The following is a 25774-nucleotide window of genomic DNA, read 5'->3' as shown; positions in this document are numbered from 1 at the left end:
CGAAAGTGTAGCGCTATTCGCCCCTGCAGACCACTGTTACAGCGCCGGCGCCAGCGGGTGGCTGTCGTGCATAACGATCAGATTCTCCGCGCCTTGTGGCATGCCGTCCGGCATGACGTTCTCCAGCCGCAGGACATCGCCCATAATCTGGCTGAATACCGGGGCGGAAACGGCCCCGCCGTAATAGGAGCCATTGCTCGGGTCGTTCATCACTACAACCAGCGCGAACTGCGGACGGCTGGCGGGCGCCACGCCGGCGGTATAGGCCACATATTTGTCGATATATTTGCCGTCCGGACCGATTTTCTTCGCCGTCCCCGTTTTTACCGCCACCCGGTAGTCGCGCACCGCCGCTTTGGTACCGCCCCCGCCCGGGAGCGCCACGCTCTCCATCATATGCTCCACGCTGTGAACAATATTCTCCGGCATTACGCGCGTGCCAATCACCGGCGGATCAATGCGGGTGATCGACAACGGTCGTTGTATGCCGAAGCCGCCGATGGTGGCGTAAACGTGCGCCAGCTGGAGCGGGGTAACCATCAAACCATAGCCGAAAGCGAAGGTGGCACGATCCAATTGCCCCCAGTAACGACGATGCGGCATCAGCCCGGCGCTTTCGCCGGTCAACCCCAACCCCGTCGGCTCGCCGAAGCCGAAAGCCGTATAGGTGTCAATCAGATGCTGCACCGGCATGGCGAGCGAGAGATGCGATACGCCGGTATCGCTGGATTTCTGCAGGATGCCGGTCAGGCTCAGCTCCGGATAATAGCCGACATCGCGGATACGGTGGCCGTCGAGGACAAACGGATGAGTGTCCACGACGCTGTCCGGCTGGACAATCCCCTGCTGCAGCGCGGTCATGATCACCAGCGGTTTGACGGTCGACCCCGGCTCGAAGGTATCGCTGATGGCCCGGTTGCGAAAATCATCCAGCGTTGCGGCATCGCGATTGTTGGGATTGAAGTCCGGATAGCTGGCCATCGCCAGGATCTCGCCGGTATCGATTTTAATCAGCACCGCCGCCCCGGACTCGGCTTTATTCCAGCGAACAGCGTTGTCGAGGGCATCTTCCGTCACCGTCTGCAGGCGCTCATCGATACTCAGCTGCAGATTATGCGCCGGCACCGGCGGTACTTCGGTAATGTTCTCAATCACATTGCCATGTTTATCTTTCCGCACCAGACGTCGCCCGGGTTTACCGGTCAGCTGGGCGTTGAAGCTTTTCTCCACCCCTTCGATGCCCTGATTATCGACATTGGTAAAGCCCAGCAGATTGGCAGCCACATGGCCTGCCGGATAGAAACGCCGCGATTCATCGCGCAGGTAGACGCCTGGCAGATGCAGTTTATCAATCCACGCCGCCTGCTCGGGATTGATCTGCCGCGCCAGATAGAGAAAGCGGGCGTGGGGATGGCTCTGTACCCGCTGGGCCAGTTCCCCGAGGTTGAGATGCAGCGCTTCGGCCATCGCCTGCCAGCGGGGTCCGTAGCCGACGCCGCCCTTCTCCATGGTGGTCTGCGGGTCGATCCAGATTGCGCTGACCGGAACGCTCACCGCCAGCGGTCGTCCTTCCCGGTCGGTGATCATCCCCCGCTCAACCGCAACGGGCTCTTCGCGCAGAGAACGCATATCCTCTTGTTTTACCAGATTATCGGGGGAAATAATCTGCAGCCAGCCCACGCGGGCCAATAGCAGTCCCAGACAACCGAGTATGGCCACGCAGAGTAACCCGAAGCGAATCGGGGTAAAGCTGGCGGCGGACTTCATTTTTTTATTTAGCACCATAGCTCCGGCATTGTTTTGCAACCAACTGATTTAACAGAAAATTAGCAAAACAGACTGCTACACAATGCTAATAAAGTTGAGTATTTGCAACAAGACGCGACGAGAGGGGGAAAAATGACATGCTTTGCAATAAAAACGCAAAAGCCCCGCGCAGGCGAGGCTTTTATACAAGAAGAGTGGTCTTGTATCAGATAGCAGTTACGTTAACTGCAGCCGGACCTTTCTGGCCGTCCTGAATTTCGAACTCAACGTTCTGGCCTTCAGCCAGAGTTTTGAAGCCGTTACCCTGGATAGCGGAGAAGTGTACGAACACGTCTTTGCTGCCATCAGCCGGAGTAATGAAACCAAAACCTTTAGACTCGTTGAACCACTTAACTTGACCTTTAATCTTTGCCATTTGCAAAATTCCTTAGACTGTTTTCTTCGCCTGCTGGCGTTTACATAGATAAAACTGACACATAACTGCATGAGGCACTAATTTAAGGTTCGGCAGAGAAGCGGTATTCAACGACAACGTGTTTACTCAGGACTTCTTTACTGAAAATGCCACACATAAACAGAACTGTACCTCGTTTAACCCGAAAGGTGTTATCACACACTACGTAAATAATGGCAAGCCATTTTTAAACGTGTCTCGATCGTTCGCACAAATTATAAGGTAATCCTTTGATCGCCTGCACATTTATGCGTGTTTGTCGCCCCTGGCAAGGCGCTATGGCGGTTATCAATAACGCAAGAGCGCAGCCCGGTAACGGCAACTTTTTTACCATAGCTCAACAACTTCGCTTCGTCCAGGTATGTCCGTATACGAACTGCCAGTATACAGGCGACTGGCGGGCCGTGATGAATATTGATGCGCAAAATTCGTTATAACCCCAGACGAAAAATCGCTAAAGCCACGCCAGTGTAGTGATAATAAAACCTGTTAGTCGTCACGCTAAAAATAGTGCTAATTCTGCACCTTAATAATGAAAAAAAGATGACAGCGTCACGTTATCCAACAATAAACGCGGCGGGGATCACTTTATTTACAGCGTGTAAAAAAGGGGATAGTACATTGAGAAAGGAATAATGGAATAAGAATAAGATATTACCGCCCGCTATCATGCAGGTGCGCATCTTATGATGCACACCTGTCGAGGTACTTAGCGCTCTGCCACCAGGCGGATAAACTCGTCCTCCCCTTTCGCCTTACCGGCGACGGTCGGCTCAGCCACGTCCTCTTTTTCCGGCGCACTGGCTTCGCACAGGCGACGTAGCAGCGCATTCTGCCGCTTTTGCTGATCCAACAGCGCCTGCAGCAGTTCTATCTGCTCATTCGCCCGCGAGCTGGCGCGGTTGACGAAGAACCATAACAACAGACCGACAAGCAGCAGCGCCACAGACACGGCCAGCGATGCCAGATTTAAGATCCCAGGATTTAGTAACTCACTCATTTCACCACCTCAAAGAGAAGGCGTTCATTCTACCACCCGCGGCGCAGAAGGAAATCAGTCGTCAGAAAAATGTCTTACCACGGGATAAATTTGTTGATAGTGCAAATGCCGCTGAAAAACTGAACATCCTGGTCGCACATTACGTTAAGCATCTGAGTCCACAGCAACAGGCAGCCTGCTATGATGACTATCAGTAAAACCCACCGTAATTTTTTCACTCCACTCTCCGCATCAGTACTTTATGTCGCCAGGATAACACGGCCTTCTTAAACCGCGGCTAACTGTAATACGAAAGGCAAGTTTAGGAATCATCGACTTGTTTCAAAACGTGTTCGTGTCAAAATCACGGCAAGGATCTTACAAATAATGAGGCATCAATGCGATTAATCATTCGTACTATTGTCGTAGTGGCTATCTTATGGATTGGCGTATTATTAAGCGGCTACGGGGTATTATTCCACAGTGAAGAAAACGTCGGCGGTCTGGGCCTGAAGTGTCAATACCTCACCGCCCGTGGGGTCAGTACCGCACTTTATGTGCATTCCAATAGCGGCGTGATCGGCGTCAGCAGCTGCCCGCTGCTGCGTAAAAGCGCAACCGTCGTCGATAACGGCTAAGATCGAACCGGCGACCGCGACGATAGCGCCGCGGTCGCCGAATGCTTCAGCGCCGGGTCAGAAGGGGTAGTCGTTATATCCCATCTGCTCAGAAATCTTGCGCGCCGCCTGGTGCAGCATCGCCACATATTCATGCAAACGTTCTTCAGAGAAACGTAAGGTCGGGAAAGAGATACTCAGCCCGGCGATGACCACGCCGAAACGGTCGAATACCGGTACCCCGATGCAGCGTAGCCCCTCTTCCTGCTCTTCGTTATCTTCGCCATACCCCTGCTCGCGAACGCCATCCAGCACCTTCAGCAACTCAGCGGTACTAGTGATGGTCCGCTCGGTGCTGCGTTTATACTCCACGCCGTCAAGGATCTGCTCCACTTCGCTGCGATCGCGCCACGCCAGCAGAACCTTGCCAATCGCGGTGCTGTACAGCGGGTTGCGACGGCCGATACGCGAGTACATCCGCAGGTTATACATTGAATCAATCTTGTGAATGTAAACAATACTGTCTTCATCCAGCGCGCCGAGATGGATAGTCTCTTTCGTCAGGCGGGAGAGTTCCCGCATCTGAATATCGGCGCTGCGCACCAGATCGACGTTCTGCAGCGCGCGCGCGCCCAGCTCGAACAGTTTGAGCGTGAGGGAGTATTTCTCAGACTCTCCCTCCTGCGCCACATAGCCCAGTGATTTCATGGTCTGTAAAAAGCGATAAACGGTGCTTTTCGACATCATGACGCGCTGGGACAGTTCGGTAATGCCAATTTCACGCTCTTCACCCAGCGCCTGCAGGATGCCGAAAACCTTCAATACCGAAGAGACAGAATCTGGCTGTTTATCCAAATCTGCACCTGCCATTTATCACCTCGTCGTAACTGTTTTATAAAATTTAGAACCGGTTTTTATTATAAATTCGCCGCCTCTGCGCCGCAATCATTCTTCTGCCACTTCGTTACAAATCTGCGACATACTGCGGAATAATCAATGCTAAACTCATCATTCAAAAAACCGTTTCATTTAAGACTTATATTCACCATGGATAAAAATTCATCCGATGGCGTGCCGCTGCCGCAACGCTATGGCGCCATTCTGACCATTGTGCTTGGGCTGACCATGGCCGTGCTCGACGGGGCTATCGCTAACGTCGCGCTGCCAACCATCGCCAGCGATCTTAACGCCTCGCCGGCGGCTTCAATCTGGATCGTTAACGCCTACCAAATCGCCATTGTTATCGCCCTGCTGCCGCTCTCTTTCCTCGGCGACATGGTCGGTTATCGCCGTATCTATAAGATAGGCCTGGTGGTGTTTATCTTTACCTCGCTGGCCTGCGCCCTGTCGCGCAGCCTCGAAATGCTGACCTTCGCCCGCGTCGCCCAGGGACTAGGCGGCGCCGCGCTGATGAGCGTAAACACGGCGTTGATCCGCCTGATTTATCCGCAGCGCTTTCTCGGTCGCGGCATGGGTATCAACTCCTTTGTCGTCGCCGTCTCTTCGGCGGCAGGCCCGACGATCGCCGCCGCCATCCTCTCCCTCGCCTCATGGCAATGGCTGTTTTTAATTAACGTGCCTCTCGGCATCGTCGCCTTTGTCCTGGCCATGCGCTTTCTGCCGCCCAACAGCGCGCGCAGCAAAATCGTCCGCTTCGATTTGCCGAGCGCCATCATGAACGCGCTGACCTTCGGGCTGTTGATCACCGCCCTGAGCGGTTTCGCCCAGGGCCAGTCCACGCAGCTGGTGCTGGCGGAGGTCGCCGCTATGCTGGTGGTAGGCTTTTTCTTCGTTCGCCGTCAGCTCACGATGCCCGTCCCGCTGCTGCCGGTCGATCTGCTGCGCATCCCGCTCTTCTCCCTCTCAATCTGCACCTCCATCTGCTCCTTCTGCGCACAGATGCTGGCGATGGTCTCTCTGCCTTTCTTCCTGCAGACGATGATGGGGCGCAGCGAAGTGGAAACCGGCCTGCTGCTGACGCCGTGGCCGCTGGCGACGATGGTGATGGCGCCGCTGGCCGGCTATTTAATCGAGAAATGCCATGCGGGGCTGCTGGGGGCCATTGGGCTGCTGGTTATGGCCTGCGGCCTGTTCGGTCTGGCGCTGCTTCCGGCATCGCCCACCGATCTGGATATTATCTGGCGTATGGCGCTGTGCGGCGCCGGCTTCGGGCTGTTCCAGTCGCCCAACAACCACACCATTGTCGCCTCGGCGCCGAGCCATCGCAGCGGCGGCGCCAGCGGCATGCTGGGCACCGCTCGCCTGCTCGGCCAGAGCACCGGCGCCGCGCTGGTGGCCCTGCTGTTCAACCTGCTCGGCAACAGCGGCACCCACACCGCCCTGCTGCTGGCCGGCATCCTGGCGACCGTCGCGGCGCTGATTAGCGGTCTGCGCGTCACCCAGCCGCGCGCAGCCTGACGATGAAGGACAAAAAAAAATCCGCAGCCTTCGGGCTGCGGATTTTTATTTTCAGCGTCAGATGACGGACTATTTCAGATATTCACCGCTACGCAGGGCTTCAATACGCTTGTCCAGCGGCGGGTGGGTCATAAACAGCTCGCTCATGGATTTCGCTTTACCATTAATGCAGAACGCCATCATGCTGCTGGCTTCCTGCGGCTCATAGCTGGTTTTCAGACGCTGCAGGGCGGCAATCATCTTCTCGCGGCCCACCAGGCGCGCCGAGCCGGCATCAGCATGGAACTCGCGATGACGAGAGAACCACATGGTGATAATGCTGGCCAGAATACCGAACACCAGCTCCAGCACCGTGGCGACGGCGAAGTAGATCAGCGGGTTGCCATTGCTGCTCTCGCCTTCATCTTCCCGGTTGCCGCCGAGGAAGCCGGCCGCAATCTGCGCGATAACGCGGGAGATAAAGATAACGAAGGTGTTTACCACCCCCTGGATCAGCGTCATGGTGACCATATCGCCATTGGCGATGTGGCTGATTTCATGGGCGATGACCGCTTCCGCTTCATCACGGCTCATGTTTTGCAACAGCCCGGTACTGACGGCAACCAGCGAGGCGTCGCGACGCGCGCCGGTAGCGAAGGCGTTGATGTCAGGGGCGTGATAGATAGCCACCTGCGGCATGGCAATGCCCGCCTGCTGCGCCTGCTGTGCAACGGTGTTCATCAGCCAGCGTTCCGTTTCGTTGCGCGGCTGCTCGATCACTTCCCCACCCACAGACTTCAGCGCCATCCATTTCGACATCATCAGCGAAACGATAGAACCACCGAAGCCGAACAGCAGGGCCATAATCAACAGACCGGTCATGCTGCTGGATTGGATCCCCGTGAGGCTTAACACCAGCCCGAACACGACCATCACTGCCAGGTTCGTCAGCAGGAAAAGCGCGATTCGCATCATAATTTTCTTTTTACCTCAATTTAACAAAACGCACTATGCGATTACCCACATCGTATGGGTCAGGCTGCAATTTTCAACCATCAGCCCCCGCTAAGTCACGATAAAAACACAACTTTACATTTTGTAGCATCTTGCTGACAGCGGCAGAGCAGGTTGACATTTTGTTAGATGAGCTGAATGGCGATGACCAGGCGCATAAAAAAACGGGCACCTCTCAGGGTGCCCGTTGGCGACTTATTGGCTGGCCGGCGGTTCCACCGCCGGGCGCGCTTTTTCGAGATGCGCCAGGTCTACCGCGATATGGACCGTTTCATCAAGATACGGATCCGGCTCCTGGTAATCCTTCGGCAGATCGTCCAGTTTTTTCAGCGGCGGTTTGCCTTCGCGTTTCAGGCGATCGTTAATCCGCGCCAGACGAATCGCATCATCCTCTTCGTTCTCTTTTTCACGCTGCGCGTAGTTCAGAGAGACGATGTTACGTTTGTCCTTCATCGCGTTATAACGGGCAATATCCTTCATGATGTACTGGAACTCAGGATCCTGGGCAATACGCTCGTCGTGGCGCTTGAGCAGTTCCGGTCCAAACGGGGCGAGGTCCCCGGACTTCACGTAGGTGGCCGCGTTGATGCTATCCCACGGCAGCGCGTTGTCTTCATACTGCTCGCCGGTTTCGCGATCTTCATTTCCGGTTGGCATCATGATATCCGGCGTTACGCCTTTGCGCTGAGTACTGCCGCCGTTAATGCGGTAGAACTTCTGGATGGTGTACTGAACGGAACCTAACGCCGGCCAGTCCGGACGCAGCATCTGATCGTAGATACGATTCAACGAGCGATACTGCTGTACGGTACCTTTACCGAAGGTCGGCTCGCCAACGATCAGCGCGCGGCCATAATCCTGCATTGCGGCGGCAAAGATCTCAGACGCTGAGGCGCTAAAGCGGTCAACCAGCACCACCAGCGGCCCTTTGTAATAGACTACGCCATCGTTATCGCTGTCTTCGCGCACCTTGCCATTGTTATCCCGCACCTGCACCACCGGGCCGGACGGAATAAACAGCCCCGAGAGCGATACCGCTTCGGTCAGCGCCCCGCCGCCGTTGCTGCGCAGATCGATAACCACGCTGCTGACGTTCTGTTTTTCCAGCTTCTGCAACTGCACTTTCACGTCATCGGTCAGGCCGACGTAAAAGCCCGGGATATCCAGCACGCCGACTTTTTCTTTACCGACGGTTTTCACCGACATCTTCACCGCGCGGTCTTCCAGACGGATGCGTTCGCGGGTCAGGGTGACGATACGCGTCTTGGCCCCTTTGCCGGCCGGCAGGATCTCAAGGCGAACCTTGCTGCCCTTCGGCCCTTTAATCAGCGCCACGACGTCATCCAGACGCCAGCCAATCACATCGACCATCGACTTCCCGGTCTGGCCGACGCCGACAATGCGGTCGCCGACGCTGATCGCTTTGCTCTTCGCAGCCGGACCACCCGCCACCAGCGAATTAATGACCGTGTAGTCATCATCCATCTGCAGCACAGCGCCGATCCCTTCGAGTGAGAGACTCATCTCGGTGTTGAACTGCTCGGTATTGCGCGGCGACAGATAGTTGGTGTGCGGGTCGATTTCGCGGGCGAAGGCGGTCATCGCCAGCGAGAAGACATCTTCGCTGTTGGTTTGCGCCAGACGACGGATAGCGAACTTATAGCGACGGGTTAAGGTGTCGCGGATCTCTTTATCGTCTTTCCCCGCCAGCTTCAGGCTTAACTGGTCAAATTTCACCTTGGCGTCCCACAGCTTGTTCAGCTCGGCCTCGTCTTTCGGCCACGGCGCTTTGGAGCGGTCAAGGTTGAAATTATCGTTGCCGGTAAAGTCCATCGGACGTTCCAGCACCTTCAGCGCATACTGATAGCGCTCGAAGCGGCGCTGCTGCGCCAGGTTGTAGAGGTCATAGAAGACGTCCAGTTTCCCGGTGCGCAGTTCGTCGCCGATTTGGTCTTTTTTCGCCGCGAACTTCGCCACATCGCTGGCCAGCAGCACATTATGGCTGTAATCCAGCAGGTTCAGATAACGGTCAAAAATCTTTGCCGAGAAGGCGTTGTCGAGATCGAACTGACGGTAGTGAGAGCGGGTAAAGCGCGATGTCACGCGCTCGCTCACCGTCGCGTGCTGCGGCTCTTCTTTCAGCACGGGGATTTGATCTGCACGGGTTATTTCATCAACAGCGAACGCATGGCCTGCTATTGCCAGCAGGCCCGCAAGCGCGGTGATTTTAAAAAATGTGTTCATGCCTGGCCCGGCCTCCGTTTCAGAACACCAGGTGTTCTGCGCGTACAATCATTGACATACCAGAAGTCAGCTGTACACGAACGCCATCTTTGGTGATTTCCACAACGGTGGCGTCCATTGCGTTATTGCCTGCTTTTACCTTCAGCGCCTGGCCGACGGTCAGAACGGAAACATCCGATACCGGAGTAAGACGCTCTTCACGCGGAGCTTTGGCTGCAACAGGACGCGGTTTACGCTGTTCAGCACCCTCTTTACGACGCGGTTGCTGAGGACGCGGTTTACGCTCGCGGCGAACGCCTTCATCCGGCTGGCCTGCAGCGGCAGCGGCTTCGCGTTTTTTCGCCTGCTGGGCAGCGCGCTGCGCCTGAACGCGAGCTTTCGCTTCTTCCAGCTGCTGACGCGCATGGGCAATGTGCTGCTCTTCCAGTTCGCCGCACGGGTTGCCGTCCAGGTCAACGCGGATAGCGCCGGCTTTTACGCCGTAGAGATAGCGCCAGCTCGAGGTATAGAGACGTAATGCAGCGCGAAGCTGGGTTTTGCTGAGATTCATCTCACCACCCACTCGCTCAACGAGATCCTGAAAAATTCCGATTTTCAGGGGGCGCGCTTCGCCTTCAGCGCTGAAGCACTGAGGGAAACGTTCGGCCAGAAAGGCGATAACTTCTTTACTGCTATTCAACTTAGGTTGATTTTCCATGAAATTTCCTGATTACAACGGACGTAGCCAACAAGCCGCAGGCATGAACAGGCGACATTATAATGACGTCCTCGCTAAATGCTACGTTATCCGTTGATTATCCCACGACACGGGTAAAGATTTTTTGATAATCAGTGGCCGCGATGAGTTTTTCCAGATGCTCGACCAGCGTGCGCAACCCCTGCTCATCTTCAGCAGTGAAGCGGCCGTAAGCCGGACTGTCGATATCCAGCACGCCGATAATCTGGTCGTTCACGCGCAGGGGGAAGACAATTTCCGAATTACTGGCGGCATCGCAGGCGATGTGGCCGTCAAACGCGTGGACGTCCTCGACGCGCTGCACCTGGGCTTGCGCCACCGCCGCGCCGCATACGCCGCGCCCGACCGGGATCCGCACGCAGGCCAGTTTGCCCTGGAACGGCCCCAGCACCAGGGTATCGCCTTCCAGAAGATAGAAACCGGCCCAGTTGACCTCGCCCAGTCGTTCAAACAGCAGCGCGCTGGTATTGGCGATCATCGCCAGGAAACTGGTTTCACCTGCCATCAATGCCTGGAAATCGCGGTTCAAATCCGCGTAAAATTCTGTTTTGCTCATTATATCTTCACTTGGTTGTCTTACTGCCTGATACGTACAGCCTACTAAAATAAGCATTAAATGCGCTTGGGCTCAAGATGAATTCATTCATAGGTTAAGATAGTGGGATACATTCATTCCTGTACGTATTAAATGCCGATAAAAACATCCACCCTTAAGCCTGCGAATAAGATGGTCGTGCATGCCGTGAGCACACCGCTTCCCTATGCGCATTATCAGCGCTGTACGCAGTGTGACATGCTCTTTCGCTTACCGGTGCTTAAACGCAACCAAAGCGCCTGGTGTCCGCGCTGTAACGCGAAGGTGCGCGATGGCCGCGACTGGTCGTTGACCCGTCTGGGCAGCATGGCCCTGGCGATGCTGCTGTTAATGCCCTTTGCCTGGTCCGAACCCCTGCTGCGCCTTCACCTGCTGGGGGTTCGCATTGACGCCAACGTCCTGCATGGAATTTGGCAGATGACTGCGCAGGGCGATCCGCTTACCGCCGCGATGGTGCTGTTTTGCGCGGTGGTCGCCCCGGTGCTGCTGGTGGTTTCGATTAGCTATCTGTGGCTGGGCAACGTGCTGGGGATGAACCTGCGTCCGGTGCTGCTTATGCTCGGTAAGCTCAAGGAGTGGGTCATGCTGGATATCTATCTGGTGGGCATCGGCGTCGCCTCCATCAAGGTGCAGGATTACGCCTTTCTGCAGCCCGGCATCGGCCTCGTGGCATTTATCTCCCTGACGCTGCTGAGCATCCTGACACTTATCCATATGAACGTCGAAGAGCTGTGGGAGCGATTCTATCCCGAACGGCCGGCGACCCGCGCCGATAACAATCTGCAGGTGTGCACCGGCTGCCACTACACCGGCTACCGCGACGCCCGCGGCCGCTGCCGGCGCTGCCACACGCCGCTGCACCATCGCCGACCGCAGAGCCTGCAGCGCAGTTGGGCGGCGCTGATTGCCTCGCTGATTTTGCTCTTACCGGCCAACCTGCTGCCGATCTCCATCATTTACGTTAACGGCGCGCGCCAGGAAGACACCATCCTCTCCGGGATCATCTCCCTCGCCAGCAGCAATATCGCCATCGCCGGCGTGGTATTTATCGCCAGTATTTTGGTGCCATTCACCAAAGTTATAGTGTTATTTACCCTGCTGCTCAGCATACAATTCAAATGCGAGCAGGGGCTGCGCACCCGCATCCTGCTGCTGCGGCTGATAACCTGGATTGGCCGCTGGTCGATGCTGGATCTGTTTGTTATCTCACTCACCATGTCGCTAATCAATCGCGATCAGCTCCTCGCCTTTACGATGGGGCCGGCCGCGGTTTACTTCGGCGGCGCGGTAATTTTAACTATTCTTGCAGTTGAATGGCTGGACAGCCGCTTACTTTGGGACGCACATGAGTCAGGAAACGCCCGCTTCGCAGACTGAAGCCAGAATAAAAACCAAACGTCGTATCTCGCCATTCTGGCTGCTGCCGGTCATCGCGCTGCTGATTGCCGCCTGGCTCATCTGGACCAGTTTTGACGACCGTGGATCGACGATCACTATCGATTTCCAGTCTGCTAACGGCATCGTGCCGGGGCGGACGCCTATCCGCTATCAGGGGGTGGAAGTCGGTACCGTCCAGGACATTAGTCTCAGTAAAGACCTGAGTAAAATTGAAGTTTCCGCCAGCATCAAACGCGATATGAAAGAGGCGCTGCGCAAAGATACGCAGTTCTGGCTGGTGACGCCGAAAGCCTCTCTGGCCGGCGTGTCAGGACTGGATGCCCTGGTGGGTGGGAACTATATCGGCATGATGCCGGGCAAGGGCGAACCCGAAGATCACTTCGTCGCCCTCGACACCCAGCCCAAATACCGCATCAACAACGGCGAGCTGATGATCCACCTGCAGGCGCCCGACCTTGGCTCTCTGAGCAGCGGCTCGCTGGTCTACTTCCGTAAGATCCCGGTCGGGCGGGTGTATGACTTCACGCTGAATGACAATAACCAGGGGGTCACCATTGATGTGCTGATCGAGCGCCGGTTTACCAACCTGGTGAAAAAAGGCAGCCGTTTCTGGAACGTCTCCGGGATCAAAGCCGACGTCGGCCTGAGCGGGGCCAAAGTGCAGCTGGAGAACCTTTCCGCGCTGGTGAACGGCGCCATCGCCTTTGACTCCCCTGCCGATTCGCAGGTCGCGTCGCAAAACGATGACTATCATCTGTACGAAGACCTGGCGCACAGTCAGCGCGGGGTGGTGGTGACCCTCGACCTGCCGGACGGCGACGGCCTGAAAGCGGGCTCGACGCCGCTGATGTATCAGGGGCTGGAAGTGGGCCAGTTAAGCAAACTGAATCTTAACCCTGGCGGCAAAGTCACGGGCGAGATGACCGTCGACCCGAGCGTGGTGACCCTGCTGCGGGAGAAAACGCTGATTCAGATGAAGAAGCCGAAGATCTCCCTTGATAACCCCAGCGTCAGCGCCCTGCTCACCGGCAATACCTTTGAGCTGGTGCCCGGCGAAGGCGAACCGCGTAATCACTTCTCCGTCATGCCAGCGGATAAAGCGCTGCTGGAGGAGCCCAATGTCGCCACCGTCACCCTTTCAGCGCCGGAGAGCTACGGGATCGACGGCGGCCAGCCGCTGGTGCTGCACGGGGTGAAAGTCGGCCAGGTGCTGGAGCGCAAGCTGACGGCCAAAGGGGTGACCTTCCAGGTGGCGATTGCCCCGGAATACCGCGATCTGATTCGCGGCGACAGCAAGTTTGTGGTGAACAGTCGTCTGGACGTCAAAGTGGGGCTCGATGGCGTGCAGGTGCTGGGCGCCAGCGCCAGCGAATGGGTGAACGGCGGGATCCGGGTGATCCCGGGTGAAAAAGGCGAAATGCAGAGCAGCTATCCGCTGTATGCCAACCTCGAAAAGGCGCAGGAAAACAGCCTGAGCGAAGTGCCGACCACCACCCTGAGCCTCTCCGCTGAGACGCTGCCTGACGTTCAGGCTGGCTCGGTGGTGCTGTATCGTAAATTCGCCGTCGGTGAGATCATCGCCGTCAAACCGCGCAAAGACGCTTTCGATATCGATCTGCATATCAAGCCGGAGTACCGCTACCTGCTGACCAACAACAGCGTCTTCTGGGCGGAAGGGGGTGCGAAGGTCAAACTTGACGGCAACGGGCTCACCGTTCAGGCCTCGCCGCTGGCCCGCGCCATTAAAGGAGCGATCAGTTTCGATAACCTCAACGGCAGCAGCGCCAACGCGCGGCTGAATAATAAACGCATCCTTTACGCTTCTGAAACGGCGGCGCGCGCCGTGGGCGGCCAGATCACCCTGCACGCGTTTGACGCCGGGAAGATGGCGGCCGGGATGCCGATTCGCTATCTCGGCATCGATATCGGTCAGATCCAGTCCCTGGAGCTGATCACCGCCAAAAACGAAGTGCAGGCGAAAGCCGTGCTTTACCCGGAATACGTCGGCACGTTTGCCCGCGCCGGGACTCGCTTCTCGGTGATCACCCCGCAGATCTCCGCGGCAGGCGTGGAGCATCTCGACACCCTGTTCCAGTCCTATATTAATGTTGAGCCCGGACGCGGCCCGGCGCGTCGCGACTTTGAGATCCAGGATACGACGATCAGCGACTCGCGCTATATCGACGGTCTGAATATCGTGGTGGAAGCGCCGGAGGCCGGATCGCTTGGCATCGGTACGCCGGTGCTGTTCCGCGGCCTGGAAGTCGGGACGGTGACCGGTCTGTCGCTGGGATCGATGTCTGACCGGGTCATGGTTAAGATGCGCATCAGCAAGCGCTACCAGTACCTGGTGCGCAATAACTCGGTGTTCTGGCTGGCCTCAGGTTACAGCCTCGACTTCGGCCTGGTTGGCGGCGTGGTGAAAACCGGGACCTTCAATCAGTTTATCCGCGGCGGGATCGCCTTTGCCACGCCGCCGGGTACGCCGCTGGCGCCGAAGGCCCAGGACGGCAAGCACTTCCTGCTGCTGGAGAGCGAGCCGAAAGAGTGGCGGGAGTGGGGCACCGCCCTGCCGCAGTAATCCTCACCTCCCCTTCTCCCGCCCCGGCAAACGCCGGCGGCGGGCAGACGACAAACCGCACGCCCCGGTGTCCTGCACCGGGGCGTTTGTGCTAAACTGCGCACCCTTTTTTTCTGTGGTGCGCTGCCCGTGGCCGAAAATACTGTCTATTTCCCTGAAGCGTTTCTCGCTCAAATGCGCGCGGCGATGCCGGCGCACCTCTCTTTCGACGACTTTATCGCCGCCTGTCAGCGCCCGCTACGCCGTAGTATTCGCGTCAATACGCTGAAAATTAGCGTCGATGATTTCCTCTCTCTGGTCGCGCCCTATGGCTGGCAGCTGACGCCGGTCCCCTGGTGTGAGGAGGGATTCTGGATCGAGCGGGACGACGATGCGCTGCCGCTGGGCAGCACCGCCGAACACCTCAGCGGGCTGTTCTATATTCAGGAAGCAAGCTCAATGCTGCCGGTCGCCGCCCTGTTCGCCGACAACCCGCAGCCTGAACGGGTCATGGACGTTGCCGCCGCCCCGGGGTCGAAAACCACCCAGATCGCCGCCCGGATGGGCAATGCGGGCGGCATCCTGGCGAATGAGTTCTCCGCCAGCCGGGTGAAAGTGCTGCATGCCAACATCAGCCGCTGCGGCATCAGCAACGTCGGCCTGACCCATTTCGACGGGCGGGTGTTCGGCGCGGCATTGCCCGAAGCCTTCGACGCCATTCTGCTTGATGCCCCCTGCTCCGGCGAAGGGGTGGTACGCAAAGATGCCGACGCGCTGAAAAACTGGTCGCCGGAGAGCAACCTCGACATCGCCGCCACCCAGCGCGAACTTATCGACAGCGCTTTCCATGCCCTGCGCCCTGGCGGGACGCTGGTCTATTCGACCTGCACCCTGAACCGCGAAGAAAATCAGTCAGTCATTCACTGGCTGCTGTCCCGTTACCCGCAGGCGGTAGAGATCCAGCCGCTGGAAGCGCTGTTTCCCGGCGCGGCCGATGCCCTAACCGCGGAGGGATTTCTGCATGTCTTCCCGCAGATCTACGATTGTGAAGGCTTCTTTGTCGCTCGCCTGCGCAAGACTGCGGCGATCGATCCGCTCCCGGCGCCGGGCTATAAGGTCGGCAAGTTCCCGTTTGTGCCGCTGAAGGGCCGGGAAGCCGCCGCGGCGACCGCCGCCGCCCGCGCTGTCGGCCTGGAATGGGACGCGAGCCACACGCTGTGGCAACGAGATAAAGAGCTGTGGCTGTTTCCGCAGTCTATGGAGCCTCTGTTTGGTCGGGTGCGGTTTTCGCGCATTGGCGTGCGCCTGGCGGAGCTGCACAATAAGGGTTATCGCTGGCAGCATGAGGCGGTTATCGCCTTTGCCGCGCCGCAGCGCGCCTTCGAGCTGACGCTGGAGGAGGCGGAAGCGTGGTATCGCGGACGCGATGTCTATCCGCAAACCCCGCCAGCGCAGGACGAAGCCATTGTCACCTTCCAGGGCGTGCCGCTGGGCCTGGCCAAGCGCGTCGGCTCCCGTCTGAAGAACAGTTATCCGCGCGAGCTGGTACGCGATGGGAAACTTTTTGCCGGCAAGGTGTGACGCCGCGCAAAAAATACGCACTTTTTGACTGGCGGTTTTCCCCCCATTGACTACGCTGAAAAATGACGGCCGCAACTGGTCGTACCACAACTCAGCTGAAAAATGGGGTGAAGCGATGAGTAAAACCAATGTCCGCATCGGCGCGTTTGAGATAGACGATGCCGAACTGCATGGTGAACATCAGGGTGAGCGAACGTTAAGCATTCCCTGCAAATCCGATCCAGATTTATGTATGCAGCTTGACGCCTGGGATGCCGATACCAGCGTTCCCGCGATTCTCAATGGTGAACATTCCGTCCTCTACCGTAAACATTACGACCGCCAGTCCGATGCCTGGGTCATGCGCCTTGCCTGACACCAATGAACCCGTCGCCTGAGACGGGTTATTTATTTCCCCGTCCCGCCGTCATCCCCTACACTAAAGAGTATGTGCCCCCGGACATGAGGCCAGGATGTTTGCCTTAGTGTTGTTTATTTGCTATCTGGATGGCGGCTGCGAGGACATTGTGGTTGACGTCTACCGCGAAGAAACGCAGTGCCTGGTGGCGATGGAAGATCAGCGAATCCGCCACGGCGGCTGCTACCCGATAGAAGATTTTATTGACGGCTTCTGGCAACCCGCCAGCGAATACAGTGACTTTTAGCCTGCCGACTGCAGCGCCACCAGGGTCAGCGTGCCGCCGAACACGGCGCCGGTGTCAATATAGTGTTGATTGTCGTAGTCATAACGCGCGCGAAGCGGCGTATGGCCAAACCAGAAATGGTCAGCCCCGGCGATAGCGCCATGACGCCCCGCCAGATGTTCACTCAGACGATGGCGGCTCCACAGGACCCGCTGGGGATCCACCGGCTGCTGCCAGCGATAGACCGGCGCCGGGTAATCGGCATGGGCGATCACATGCCGCGCCTTTGCGCACTCCACTTCAATAATCAACGGCAGCCGCTGACAGCGCGCCAGCAGCCGATCGACGTCAGCCCGCTGCCGCACGTTGCTCCGGGCGTACCAGTCGCCGCCGTTCATCTGCCAGAGCGTCATATCTCCGCTCTCCAGCGCCTCCAGCGCCATCTGCTCATGATTCCCGCGCACGGCCCTGAACCAGCGGCTGCGCAACAGGCCGAGACAGTCAGCGCTTTGCGGCCCGCGATCGATCAGATCGCCAACCGAGATCAGCAGATCGGCCCAGGGATCAAAGCGCAGCCGGCGCAGGCGCTCCATCAGCAGCGCAAAGCAGCCATGCAGATCGCCCATCAGCCAGATATTACGCCAGTCGCTGCCATTAATACGCTGATACATATAATTACCTCTCTGCCGTAATTATAGGTAATTCCAGCTTACAGCCGCTGTTTTTTATTTACACCTCAATCGATTTTAAACAAACGGCAAATATAGTCGGCCAGAGCATTAAGCTTATCAGTGCCTCGCTTTAAAATAGCAGGAAATAACAACGAGGTGTTTATCGTGACAGACAACAGCCTGCATTCATCCAGCGTGCTTACGCCGCGCTCGCATCTCATTGCCGATCTGGTGATGGGTAGATTAACACCCGCACCTATCTGGCGGCAGAAAAATTACCGCTTTAAGTTTCTGCTGCGCACGGCGTTATTTTATAGCCCTACCAAAGCGATGCTGAAGGCGCTGAGCGCTCGTGACGATTTTAACCAGCTGCTGACGGCGCAGGCGACGCTACCGGGGAAAGTGCACCGTCAATATCTGACGCGCGATCTCAACGCCTGGCAGCGGGCGATGGCGGTCATAAGCCATTATCGCTATGTCGATACCCTGCGCGGGTCGCGGCTGGCGCATGCCATGACCGCGGTGTGCGAGGTCCCGTTGCTGACGCTCAATGGAAAGGATGAACGCCAGTTTACTCTCTCGGCCTCTTCGGCCGGGAAGGCCGAGCGTGAGGGTGAAACCACCCTATGGCTGCGCGACAGCGACCATACCCTGCTGGCCAGCGCGACCTTCAGCGTGACCCGGGAGGGCGACGCCTGGCAGCTGGTCATCGGCGGTTTACAGGGACCGCGACGCCACGTTTCTCATGAGGTGATCAAGCAGGCGACCCGCTCCTGCTACGGTCTGTTCCCGAAGCGCCTGCTGCTGGAGTTTATCTGGCTGCTGGCCGCTCGCAGCCATATCGCGGCGATTTACGGCGTCAGCGATAACGGCCATGTGTTCCGCGCCCTGCGCTATCGCCTGAGCAAGGGGCGCCATTTCCACGCCAGCTATGACGAGTTCTGGCAATCCATCGACGGCAAGCCGGAAAGCCTCTGGCGCTGGCAGCTACCGCTGCGTCTGGAAAGAAAACCGCTGGAGAGCATCGCCAGTAAAAAACGGGCCGAATACCGGCGTCGATTCCAGCTGCTGGATCAGCTGGCGGAGCAGGTGGCAATATTGACGCAGCCGCTGCCGGGCATGTAAATTTCGCGACCAGCGAACCCGCCCCGTTACGCGGCGTTTGCTTATTATGTTCTTATTTCGCTACTATCATGGTCCCGCAGGCCATTGGATAGTCGTTAGCATGATGAGTAAAACCGAAATTTTTCTGCTGATTATTCTGGCGGTCGTGCTGCTGGGCAGCATATGGTTTATTTTCAGCGATGAAATTTGGCTTTTACTCTGCTATCTGGAGAGTCAGATATTTCCCACCTTTAGCGTTCCGGAATAATATTTTTTGCCCGAAACTACGCCCCTGAATATTATTTGCCGCCACGTCGTGGGGCGCGGACGACTAATCGCATGAATTGCCAAATCAATAAGGTTTTGTTTATTCTATTTATCATACAAATAGGTATACTAGCAGACTTCCGATGTTGGCCCGCCAGTTAACCTGCACGCCGGGCCTGTTTAGGTGCAGGTTTTTTCTTTTCCTCTCCCCTCGCTTGCGGTTCCGCCTTCCCCATACCGTTCTTCCGCAGGATGCAATTTGTGTGTAAATGAATTGTGTATGCTAAAAACGGTGTGCTATAACGGGACATCCAGAGGCCAGCCTGGTGATTGACTGACAGGATGTCGCTGGTCATCGCGAAAGCAGACAGATTAAGATAAAAAGAGACCGAATACGATTCCTGTATTCGGTCCAGGGAAATGGCTCTTGGGAGAGAGCCGTGCGCTAAAAGTTGGCATTAATGCAGGCTAAGTCGCCTTGCACTATAAGAATAGTTTAACGCGTCAGCTTTTCCAGTCTGCGGCCAATGTGGCCGAATAATTCCTGGAAAAGAGGGCGCTGTTAGCGAAAAAACCGCCACTGCCGTTGTCCGGCAAGGGCGGTTTTTTTTATGTCATTACAGCGAGATAGCGCGAAAATCTAGCAGAGCTTCTGCGCGCGCTCGATAAACGGCGCGAGGCTCATTTTTTGCCCCGGGTGCTGCGGATCCTCGATCTGGATCACCGAGATCGGCTGGGCGGTGGTTTTGCCGGCTTTGACCTGCTGCTCAGCCACCTCATTGAGCGGATACTGGACCAGGGTGCTCGGGTTGATAGCGTAGAGGGCATTGCCCGGACGACAGGTCAACATCACCTCTTCACGGTTGAACGCCCAGTTCTCCTTTCCTACCTCAAAGCGGCTCACGGTGATAATTTGCGGCGCCGCCAGAGCAGCGCCGGAGCTTGCCAGTAACAACATGGTCAGAACAATTTTTTTCATGATTTTGCCAGTTAATTCAATAAGGTTCCCAGGTGGCAAACAGGCTGACGGCCAGCAGCGCCAGCGCGCCCAGCCCTATCTCGGCCTGCGTGGTTCGCAGGATCAGGCTTTCCGCCCGCGAACCGCTTGCCGACATGCGCGGTACCAGAACATACCTGTTCACTAACGCAATTACCACCATCCCGGCCACCAGCGCACATTTGATCAACAGCAGGCGTCCCCAGGGCGATGCGCCAATCAATCCTCCCTGGATCAACAGCGCATTGATCGCCCCGCTGGCAAGGGTGCCGGCGACGGCCAGATGCCCGTAGCGTGAAAAGCGCGCCATGGTATAGACCGCGGCCTGCCGCCAGCGCCCCTGCGCCAGGCGCAGGCAATAGATAAAGGGCAACAGGCCGCCGAACCAGCTGGCAACGCAGAAGAGGTGGACAGCATGATTAGTCCGCTGCAGGGCGCCGAGTAAACCATCATGCATGGCGGCATGCCCTACCCCAGCGGAAAGCAGCAGCTGGGCCGCCAGCAGGGCCACCAGCTGGCGAGCGCCGTGGCGGGGACGGATCCACACCACGGCGAGGGCGATCCACGCCAGCAGGATCTGCCAGATCCACACCCCGCCGAAGCGGGTACCCGCCACCGCCTGCCAGACGGCGGGTTGCCAGACATCCGCCCAGCCCTCGCCCATCATCCCCCCCTGCAGCAGATACAGCGCCAGGGTAGAGAGCGCGCCGATCAGCAGCAGCGGGCGCAACAGCGGATAGAAGCGCAGCATCAGTACGCGTCGCAGCGGCACCGGCGCCCACCAGGCGCCATACAGCACGCAGCCAAAAGCCAGCATCAGGGCGATAAAATGCCCAAAACGCAGGGTAATATAGAGCCCGGTCAGCATCGCTTACTTCACGCTAAAGGTGTATTGCCCTTTGGTTTTATGGCCATCCACTGAAACTACATGCCATGCCACAGTGTATTCTCCCGGCCGCAAGGTTTCCGCCACAGGCACGGTGACCTGGGTGGGATTGTCGGCGCTGCGGGTCAGTTTGCCGGTGGCCACCGCATGCTGCTGCGGACCGGTGACGGACACCCCGCTGAACGCGGGTTCAATGCCTTCGGAGAAACTGAGCGTCAGCGTCTGCGGAGAAGCCGCCAGCTGCGCACCGGCGGCGGGGATCTGCTGCTGCAGGTGAGCGTGGGCGAGCGCGCCCGTTGCGGTTAATAGCCCGGCAAACGCAACGGAGAGGCGCATCGCGCGTCCAGCAAGAAGTCGCATATTCGTCATTCCCTTTTGTTATGTCTGTAGCACAGAGAATAACCCTGTATAATGGCAGAGTCGAGCCGGGCGTCAGGCCCTGACCGGGTTTACAAGCAGAGTGGAGTGTATGATGGAAAGAAATCTGGCCAAAATTTCGCAAGATGAGATGGATAAAGTCAACGTCGATCTCGCCGCCGCCGGCGTCGCCTTTAAAGAGCGGTATAATATGCCGGTGGTCGCTGATTTGGTCGAGCGTGAACAGCCCGCCCATCTGCGCGACTGGTTCCGCGAACGACTGATCGCCCATCGGCTGGCCTCCGTCTCGCTGTCCCGCCTGCCCTGGGAGCCGAAACAGAAATAATGCCTACTTCCCCCCTCACCGTCAGTTGGCAAGCCCAGCCAATTACTTTACGCTTATTGTTTTGCTCTGGAGCGAGCCATGCTGCGCGTCATTGATACCGAAACCTGCGGACTGCAGGGGGGCATCGTTGAAGTCGCCTCGGTCGACATTGTCGACGGGCAGATCACCAATCCCATGAGTCATCTGGTGCGTCCTGACCGCCCCATCAGCCCGCAGGCGATGGCTATCCACCGGATTACCGAAGAGATGGTCGCCGATAAGCCGTGGATTGAGGAGATTATTCCGCACTATCATGGCAGCCCGTGGTATGTCGCGCATAACGCCAGCTTCGATCGTCGGGTGTTACCGGAGATGCATGGCGAGTGGATCTGTACCATGAAGCTGGCCCGCCGGCTGTGGCCGGGGATCAAATACAGCAATATGGGGCTCTATAAATCACGTAAGCTGAACGTGGCCACGCCGCCGGGGCTGCATCACCACCGTGCGCTGTATGACTGCTATATCACCGCTGCGCTGCTGCTGGATATCATCAACGTTTCCGGCTGGACGCCTGACGAAATGGCCGATATCACCGGTCGGCCGGCGCTGCTCACCACCTTCACCTTCGGCAAATACCGCGGTAAAGCCGTCGCCGAGATTGCTGAAAACGATCCAGGCTATCTACGCTGGTTATTCAACAATCTCGACCGCATGAGCCCCGAGCTGCGCCTCACGCTCAAGCATTATCTCGGGGAATAGCCCCTACACTGCCGCTTTCCCCGGCAGTGTCCCCTGCGCCAGGGCGATGAAAAAGGCGTACTCCAGCGCCACCCCCTCATAGCTTTTAAAGCGCCCGGATTTTCCGCCATGGCCGGAGTCCATATCGGTGCAGAGCAGCAGCAGGTTATCGTCGGTTTTCAGTTCACGCAGTTTCGCCACCCACTTCGCCGGCTCCCAGTATTGCACCTGGGAATCGTGCAGCCCGGTGGTCACCAGCATATGCGGATACGCCTGCGCCTTCACGCCGTCGTAGGGGCTGTAGCTTTTCATGTAGTGGTAATAGGTTTCATCCTGCGGGTTCCCCCACTCTTCAAATTCGCCGGTCGTCAGCGGAATGGTCTCATCCAGCATGGTGGTCACCACGTCGACGAACGGCACCTGAGCTATTACGCCGTGGAACAGCTCTGGACGCTCGTTAACGGCCACCCCCATCAGCATCCCGCCGGCGCTGCCGCCCATGCCATAGCAGAGCCGCGGGTCGCCGTACCCCTGGGCCAGCAGCGCGTCGCAGACGTCCAGATAGTCGTTGAAGGTATTTTTCTTACACAGGAATTTTCCATCCTCATACCACTGCTGGCCCAGCTCGCCGCCGCCGCGAACGTGGGCGATAGCGTAGACAAAGCCCCGGTTGAGCAGGCTCAGCCGGCTGGCGCTGAAATCGGCATCGATACTGTCGCCATACGAGCCATAGCCATAGACCAGCAGCGGATTGCTCCCTTTACGAAAATGGTCGCGATGATAGACCAGCGAGACCGGCACTTCGACGCCATCACGGGCGGTTACCCACAGGTGCTCGCTCTGATAGCAGCGGGTGTCCAGCCCCTTCACCTCCTGCTGCTTGATCACCCGTCGTTCGCCGGTATCCATGTCCAGCTCAAACAGGGTGTCGGGCGTGGTCATCGAGGAGTAGCCGTAGCGCAGGCGCGACGTTTCAGGCTCCGGGTTATAGGCAAGCCAGGTGACATAGGCCGGATCGTCAAAGGCGATCCCTACCACCTCCCGGGTCCTGCGGTTAATCTGCCGCAAACTGGTCAGGCCGCGCTGACGCTCCTCGACGACCAGCCAGTCGGTAAACAGGGTAAATCCTTCGAGCATCACGTCGTGACGCGGCGGGATCAGCGTGGTCCACTGCTCTTCATCGCGCAGCACGGTACGGTAGAGGCCAAAATTCTTCCCCTCCCGGTTGGATCGCAGATAAAAAGCGTGCTGATAGTGATCGAGGCTATATTCATGATCTTTACGCCGCGGCAGGAAGCAGACCGGCTCGGCGTCTGGCAATTCGGCGTTGAGCAGCAGCACTTCGCTGGTGGTGGCGCTGGAGAGATAGATCACCACGAACTGCTGGGATGTGGTTTTATGCACGCTGACGTAGAAGGTCTCATCTTTTTCCTCATAGACCAGCGCGTCGCTCTGCGCCGGCGTCCCGACGGTGTGGCGCCAGACCTGATAAGGAAGCAGCGTGGTGGGATGTTTACGCACATACCACACAAAGCGTGAATCGTTGCTCCAGGCAAAGCCGGAGGTGACATTTTCCAGGGTCTCCGGATACCACTCGCCGTTGCTGAGATCGCAAAAGCGCAGGCCGTACTGGCGGCGGGAGAGATAATCTTCCGCCACCGCCATCAGCTGGTTGTTGGGCGCAATGCCCAGCCCGCCCAGGGTGTAAAACTCGCTTTTCGCCGCCCGCTGGTTGGCATCAAGCAGGATCTCCCACTCGTCCCACTCCTCTTTCAGCACCGACTGGCGCTGGTAGATAGCGTATTCGCAGCCCGGCTCGTACACCTGACGATAGCGAAAGCCGTTTTTGCTGTAGGGGGCCGAGACTTCCCGCTGCGGAATGCGGTCGATAATCTCTTTCAGCAGACGCTCCTGCAGGCTGAGCTGCGAATCCATCACTTGCTTGCCGTAAGCGTTTTCCGCGTGCAGATATTCCAGCACATCAGGCCGCGCGCGTTCATCGTCGCGCAGCCAGTAATAGTTATCGATGCGTGTATCGCCATGCAAGGTCATGGCGTGAGGGATCCGTTTGGCTTTAGGTGGCATGTTATTCTTCTGCTGCTTTTTCGTGACACAAGAGCATTCAGGCCGCAGGGTGGCGCCTGAATGATGACGTGTCTATAAGGGTGGCAAAAGACGCGGGCGATGCAAGCGAAACGTGATAATTTAAACGCTTAGCGCCTGTTTTTGTGACTGGATATCCTGTTCGATGTCGGCCCGGACATCTTTTGGCAACGCCAGGGCCTCACCCAGGGCGTTGAGATAGCTGCGCTCCATAAAGTGGTCGATATCGATCACCGCGCAGCTGACGTAGTAGATCTCCAGCGCCTCCTGCGGGTCAACGATGCCCTCGGCGAGACGCTGCGGATCCAGCGGCTGAGCCAGCGCCTGGTCAATCAGCACCCTGGCCTGAACGTCAATATTGGCCTCCCGAAGCTGGGCTTCAATCTTCGCCCGCTCGTGATCGTCGATATGCCCATCGCTTTTGGCGGCAAACACCAGGGCGGTGATCAGCCGCACGCTGCGCGGATCGACATCCGCCGGCGCCGCAGCCGTCTCTGGTGTCGGGGCGGGCGTGTTCTGAGCGCGCATTTTCTGCTGATACTTGTTCCACAATACGGTACCCGCCACTGCCCCACCGCCAGCCAGCAGCGCGCTGGTGCCATATTTCGCCAGCAGCTTGCGTGACGATTTGCTGGCCACCAACAGCCCTGCCAGCCCGCCGATGGCGCCGGGCAGCAGAGCGCTCCCTTTTGACGATTCGCCGGACGGCGACGCGCCCTGCTGTCCGAGCAGCGACTGCAGTTGATTTAGCCAGTTAGCCATGGTTTTCCTCTCAGGTGACAAACACTGTTATCAGCCTAAACGACGCGATGTCAGGAAATGTTAGATATGGCTAAAGATGCGCAAAGGTGCGCGCGGCGGCGGTACCGGGTCCAACCCACCAACCCACCAACCCACCAACCGACCAACCGACCAACCAGCCCGCCAGCCCGCCAGCCCGCCAGTGGCTGACCGCCAGCCATCAGGCCGCTTTGGCTTTCCGCGTTTTGGCAGCCGGCGCGGCGGCATCTTCCGCCGGGGTAGCCTCTGCGTCCGTTGACGGCGCGGGCGCATCGTGCGCAGTCGCATCCTGCTCCGGCAGTTTGCCGGCGCGCAGGATATGCTGCAGCGCCTCTTTACGCTCCGCCAGCCACATCGCCATGGTATCGCGCTGGGCATCGTCCATTTCCAGCGGCGATGCTACCAGCCAGTCATTCAGCACCTCTGCCAGATCGAGCATTTTGTCGTAAGCGTCGGCCTCTTTTTTGCTGGCAAAAGACATTTTTTCCTCACCTTCGCGGATCACCACATATTTAATTTCAACCGCCATGCTGCAGCCTCTCGATACTGTATTTTTATACAGTATAGCAAATTTCCCTTCC

Annotated in this window: 26 protein-coding genes and 2 pseudogenes; 11 read left to right on the top strand and 17 right to left on the bottom strand. The window is 57.7% G+C overall.

Features of this window, described 5'->3' with window-relative positions; all coding sequences use genetic code 11:
* Window positions 1-36: 36 nt before the first annotated feature.
* From ftsI to mgrB, 5 genes and pseudogenes are all read right to left on the bottom strand, one after another.
* On the bottom strand, window positions 37-1785 hold the full coding sequence (gene ftsI / locus ACOI6Z_RS03105; RefSeq protein ID WP_032428912.1) for a peptidoglycan glycosyltransferase FtsI: 1749 nt from the start codon (window positions 1783-1785) through the stop codon (window positions 37-39).
* Between the two features lie 187 nt (window positions 1786-1972).
* Entirely contained in the window at window positions 1973-2182 is a 210-nt protein-coding gene (gene cspE / locus ACOI6Z_RS03100) for a transcription antiterminator/RNA stability regulator CspE (protein ID WP_001062678.1), read from the bottom strand.
* 85 nt (window positions 2183-2267) lie between these two features.
* A pseudogene (locus tag ACOI6Z_RS03095) lies at window positions 2268-2339 on the bottom strand (DUF2627 domain-containing protein); the annotation flags it as partial.
* 591 nt (window positions 2340-2930) lie between these two features.
* Window positions 2931-3221, bottom strand: coding sequence for a YebO family protein (locus tag ACOI6Z_RS03090; protein ID WP_023290222.1), 291 nt, complete (start codon window positions 3219-3221; stop codon window positions 2931-2933).
* 74 nt (window positions 3222-3295) lie between these two features.
* Window positions 3296-3439, bottom strand: a complete 144-nt coding sequence (gene mgrB / locus ACOI6Z_RS03085; protein WP_002911375.1) for a PhoP/PhoQ regulator MgrB — start codon at window positions 3437-3439, stop codon at window positions 3296-3298.
* 159 nt (window positions 3440-3598) lie between these two features.
* On the opposite strand from mgrB, the gene ACOI6Z_RS03080 reads away from it, so the two are divergent.
* On the top strand, window positions 3599-3838 hold the full coding sequence (locus ACOI6Z_RS03080; RefSeq protein WP_023290223.1) for a YobH family protein: 240 nt from the start codon (window positions 3599-3601) through the stop codon (window positions 3836-3838).
* 57 nt (window positions 3839-3895) lie between these two features.
* Here ACOI6Z_RS03080 and kdgR read toward each other — a convergent pair whose 3' ends face one another.
* Window positions 3896-4687: a DNA-binding transcriptional regulator KdgR gene (gene kdgR / locus ACOI6Z_RS03075; protein WP_004203369.1), complete on the bottom strand. Its 792-nt coding sequence runs from the start codon at window positions 4685-4687 to the stop codon at window positions 3896-3898.
* A gap of 177 nt (window positions 4688-4864) precedes the next feature.
* Here kdgR and ACOI6Z_RS03070 point away from each other — a divergent pair, with 177 nt between their 5' ends.
* Complete coding sequence (locus ACOI6Z_RS03070) at window positions 4865-6235, top strand: MFS transporter (RefSeq protein WP_044523967.1); 1371 nt, start codon at window positions 4865-4867, stop codon at window positions 6233-6235.
* A 69-nt stretch (window positions 6236-6304) separates the two neighbouring features.
* Here ACOI6Z_RS03070 and htpX read toward each other — a convergent pair whose 3' ends face one another.
* The 4 genes and pseudogenes from htpX to ACOI6Z_RS03050 form a co-directional block, all read right to left on the bottom strand.
* Window positions 6305-7189, bottom strand: a complete 885-nt coding sequence (gene htpX, locus ACOI6Z_RS03065; RefSeq protein WP_023290225.1) for a protease HtpX — start codon at window positions 7187-7189, stop codon at window positions 6305-6307.
* A gap of 234 nt (window positions 7190-7423) precedes the next feature.
* Window positions 7424-9472: a carboxy terminal-processing peptidase gene (gene prc, locus ACOI6Z_RS03060; protein WP_032453364.1), complete on the bottom strand. Its 2049-nt coding sequence runs from the start codon at window positions 9470-9472 to the stop codon at window positions 7424-7426.
* Between the two features lie 19 nt (window positions 9473-9491).
* Window positions 9492-10169: an RNA chaperone ProQ gene (gene proQ / locus ACOI6Z_RS03055; RefSeq protein ID WP_023290227.1), complete on the bottom strand. Its 678-nt coding sequence runs from the start codon at window positions 10167-10169 to the stop codon at window positions 9492-9494.
* An 81-nt stretch (window positions 10170-10250) separates the two neighbouring features.
* Window positions 10251-10764 (bottom strand): annotated as a pseudogene (locus tag ACOI6Z_RS03050) (GAF domain-containing protein).
* A gap of 132 nt (window positions 10765-10896) precedes the next feature.
* Here ACOI6Z_RS03050 and yebS point away from each other — a divergent pair.
* The 5 genes from yebS to ACOI6Z_RS03025 all read left to right on the top strand — a co-directional run bounded on the left by yebS (window position 10897) and on the right by ACOI6Z_RS03025 (window position 16986).
* Window positions 10897-12180 (top strand): membrane integrity lipid transport subunit YebS, encoded by a 1284-nt coding sequence (gene yebS / locus ACOI6Z_RS03045; protein ID WP_032428915.1) that lies wholly within the window; start codon window positions 10897-10899, stop codon window positions 12178-12180.
* Window positions 12149-14782, top strand: coding sequence for a PqiB family protein (locus tag ACOI6Z_RS03040; RefSeq protein ID WP_017900210.1), 2634 nt, complete (start codon window positions 12149-12151; stop codon window positions 14780-14782). The genes yebS and ACOI6Z_RS03040 overlap by 32 nt, the downstream gene beginning before the upstream one ends.
* 129 nt (window positions 14783-14911) lie before the next feature.
* Window positions 14912-16342, top strand: coding sequence for a 16S rRNA (cytosine(1407)-C(5))-methyltransferase RsmF (gene rsmF, locus ACOI6Z_RS03035; RefSeq protein ID WP_032428917.1), 1431 nt, complete (start codon window positions 14912-14914; stop codon window positions 16340-16342).
* 115 nt (window positions 16343-16457) lie between these two features.
* Window positions 16458-16697 (top strand): YebV family protein, encoded by a 240-nt coding sequence (locus ACOI6Z_RS03030; RefSeq protein ID WP_002911393.1) that lies wholly within the window; start codon window positions 16458-16460, stop codon window positions 16695-16697.
* Window positions 16698-16794: 97 nt separating this feature from the next.
* Window positions 16795-16986 carry a YebW family protein gene (locus ACOI6Z_RS03025; protein ID WP_002911395.1) on the top strand — a complete coding sequence of 64 codons (192 nt, stop codon included), beginning with the start codon at window positions 16795-16797 and terminating at the stop codon, window positions 16984-16986.
* On the opposite strand, the gene pphA is transcribed toward ACOI6Z_RS03025, so the two are convergent.
* A complete protein-coding gene (gene pphA, locus ACOI6Z_RS03020) occupies window positions 16983-17636 on the bottom strand; it encodes a protein-serine/threonine phosphatase (protein ID WP_420686925.1) in 654 nt (217 codons plus the stop codon). The genes ACOI6Z_RS03025 and pphA overlap by 4 nt on opposite strands.
* A 156-nt stretch (window positions 17637-17792) precedes the next feature.
* Here pphA and ACOI6Z_RS03015 point away from each other — a divergent pair, with 156 nt between their 5' ends.
* On the top strand, window positions 17793-18761 hold the full coding sequence (locus ACOI6Z_RS03015) for a VirK/YbjX family protein (protein ID WP_420686923.1): 969 nt from the start codon (window positions 17793-17795) through the stop codon (window positions 18759-18761).
* Between the two features lie 103 nt (window positions 18762-18864).
* A complete protein-coding gene (locus ACOI6Z_RS03010; protein ID WP_032425946.1) occupies window positions 18865-19008 on the top strand; it encodes an Ecr family regulatory small membrane protein in 144 nt (47 codons plus the stop codon).
* A 639-nt stretch (window positions 19009-19647) separates the two neighbouring features.
* Here ACOI6Z_RS03010 and ACOI6Z_RS03005 read toward each other — a convergent pair.
* From ACOI6Z_RS03005 to yobA, 3 genes are read right to left on the bottom strand one after another with little or no spacing between them, the layout of a single operon-like run.
* The gene (locus ACOI6Z_RS03005) at window positions 19648-19986 is read right to left on the bottom strand and encodes a YebY family protein (protein WP_050533809.1); all 339 of its coding nucleotides are present in this window, start codon (window positions 19984-19986) and stop codon (window positions 19648-19650) included.
* A gap of 16 nt (window positions 19987-20002) precedes the next feature.
* Window positions 20003-20872, bottom strand: a complete 870-nt coding sequence (gene copD / locus ACOI6Z_RS03000) for a copper homeostasis membrane protein CopD (protein WP_048297809.1) — start codon at window positions 20870-20872, stop codon at window positions 20003-20005.
* Window positions 20873-20875: 3 nt separating this feature from the next.
* Window positions 20876-21250 (bottom strand): CopC domain-containing protein YobA, encoded by a 375-nt coding sequence (yobA, locus tag ACOI6Z_RS02995; RefSeq protein ID WP_032453372.1) that lies wholly within the window; start codon window positions 21248-21250, stop codon window positions 20876-20878.
* A gap of 112 nt (window positions 21251-21362) precedes the next feature.
* Between yobA and ACOI6Z_RS02990 the strand changes: the two genes are divergently transcribed.
* Together ACOI6Z_RS02990 and exoX are read left to right on the top strand one after the other, a co-directional pair.
* The gene (locus ACOI6Z_RS02990) at window positions 21363-21593 is read left to right on the top strand and encodes a DNA polymerase III subunit theta (protein WP_002911406.1); all 231 of its coding nucleotides are present in this window, start codon (window positions 21363-21365) and stop codon (window positions 21591-21593) included.
* 78 nt (window positions 21594-21671) lie between these two features.
* Window positions 21672-22331, top strand: a complete 660-nt coding sequence (gene exoX, locus ACOI6Z_RS02985) for an exodeoxyribonuclease X (protein ID WP_023290237.1) — start codon at window positions 21672-21674, stop codon at window positions 22329-22331.
* A gap of 3 nt (window positions 22332-22334) precedes the next feature.
* Here exoX and ptrB read toward each other — a convergent pair whose 3' ends face one another.
* From ptrB to ACOI6Z_RS02970, 3 genes are all read right to left on the bottom strand, one after another.
* Window positions 22335-24395, bottom strand: a complete 2061-nt coding sequence (gene ptrB / locus ACOI6Z_RS02980) for an oligopeptidase B (protein ID WP_048297811.1) — start codon at window positions 24393-24395, stop codon at window positions 22335-22337.
* A gap of 120 nt (window positions 24396-24515) precedes the next feature.
* Window positions 24516-25175 carry a tellurite resistance TerB family protein gene (locus tag ACOI6Z_RS02975; RefSeq protein WP_032453375.1) on the bottom strand — a complete coding sequence of 220 codons (660 nt, stop codon included), beginning with the start codon at window positions 25173-25175 and terminating at the stop codon, window positions 24516-24518.
* Between the two features lie 199 nt (window positions 25176-25374).
* Window positions 25375-25722 carry a YebG family protein gene (locus ACOI6Z_RS02970; protein WP_023290240.1) on the bottom strand — a complete coding sequence of 116 codons (348 nt, stop codon included), beginning with the start codon at window positions 25720-25722 and terminating at the stop codon, window positions 25375-25377.
* Window positions 25723-25774: the final 52 nt, after the last annotated feature.

Origin of the sequence: Klebsiella sp. C239, assembly GCF_048822715.1 — a bacterium.
Classification (GTDB): domain Bacteria; phylum Pseudomonadota; class Gammaproteobacteria; order Enterobacterales; family Enterobacteriaceae; genus Klebsiella; species Klebsiella quasipneumoniae.
This window is presented reverse-complemented; position numbering and strand designations above follow the sequence as displayed.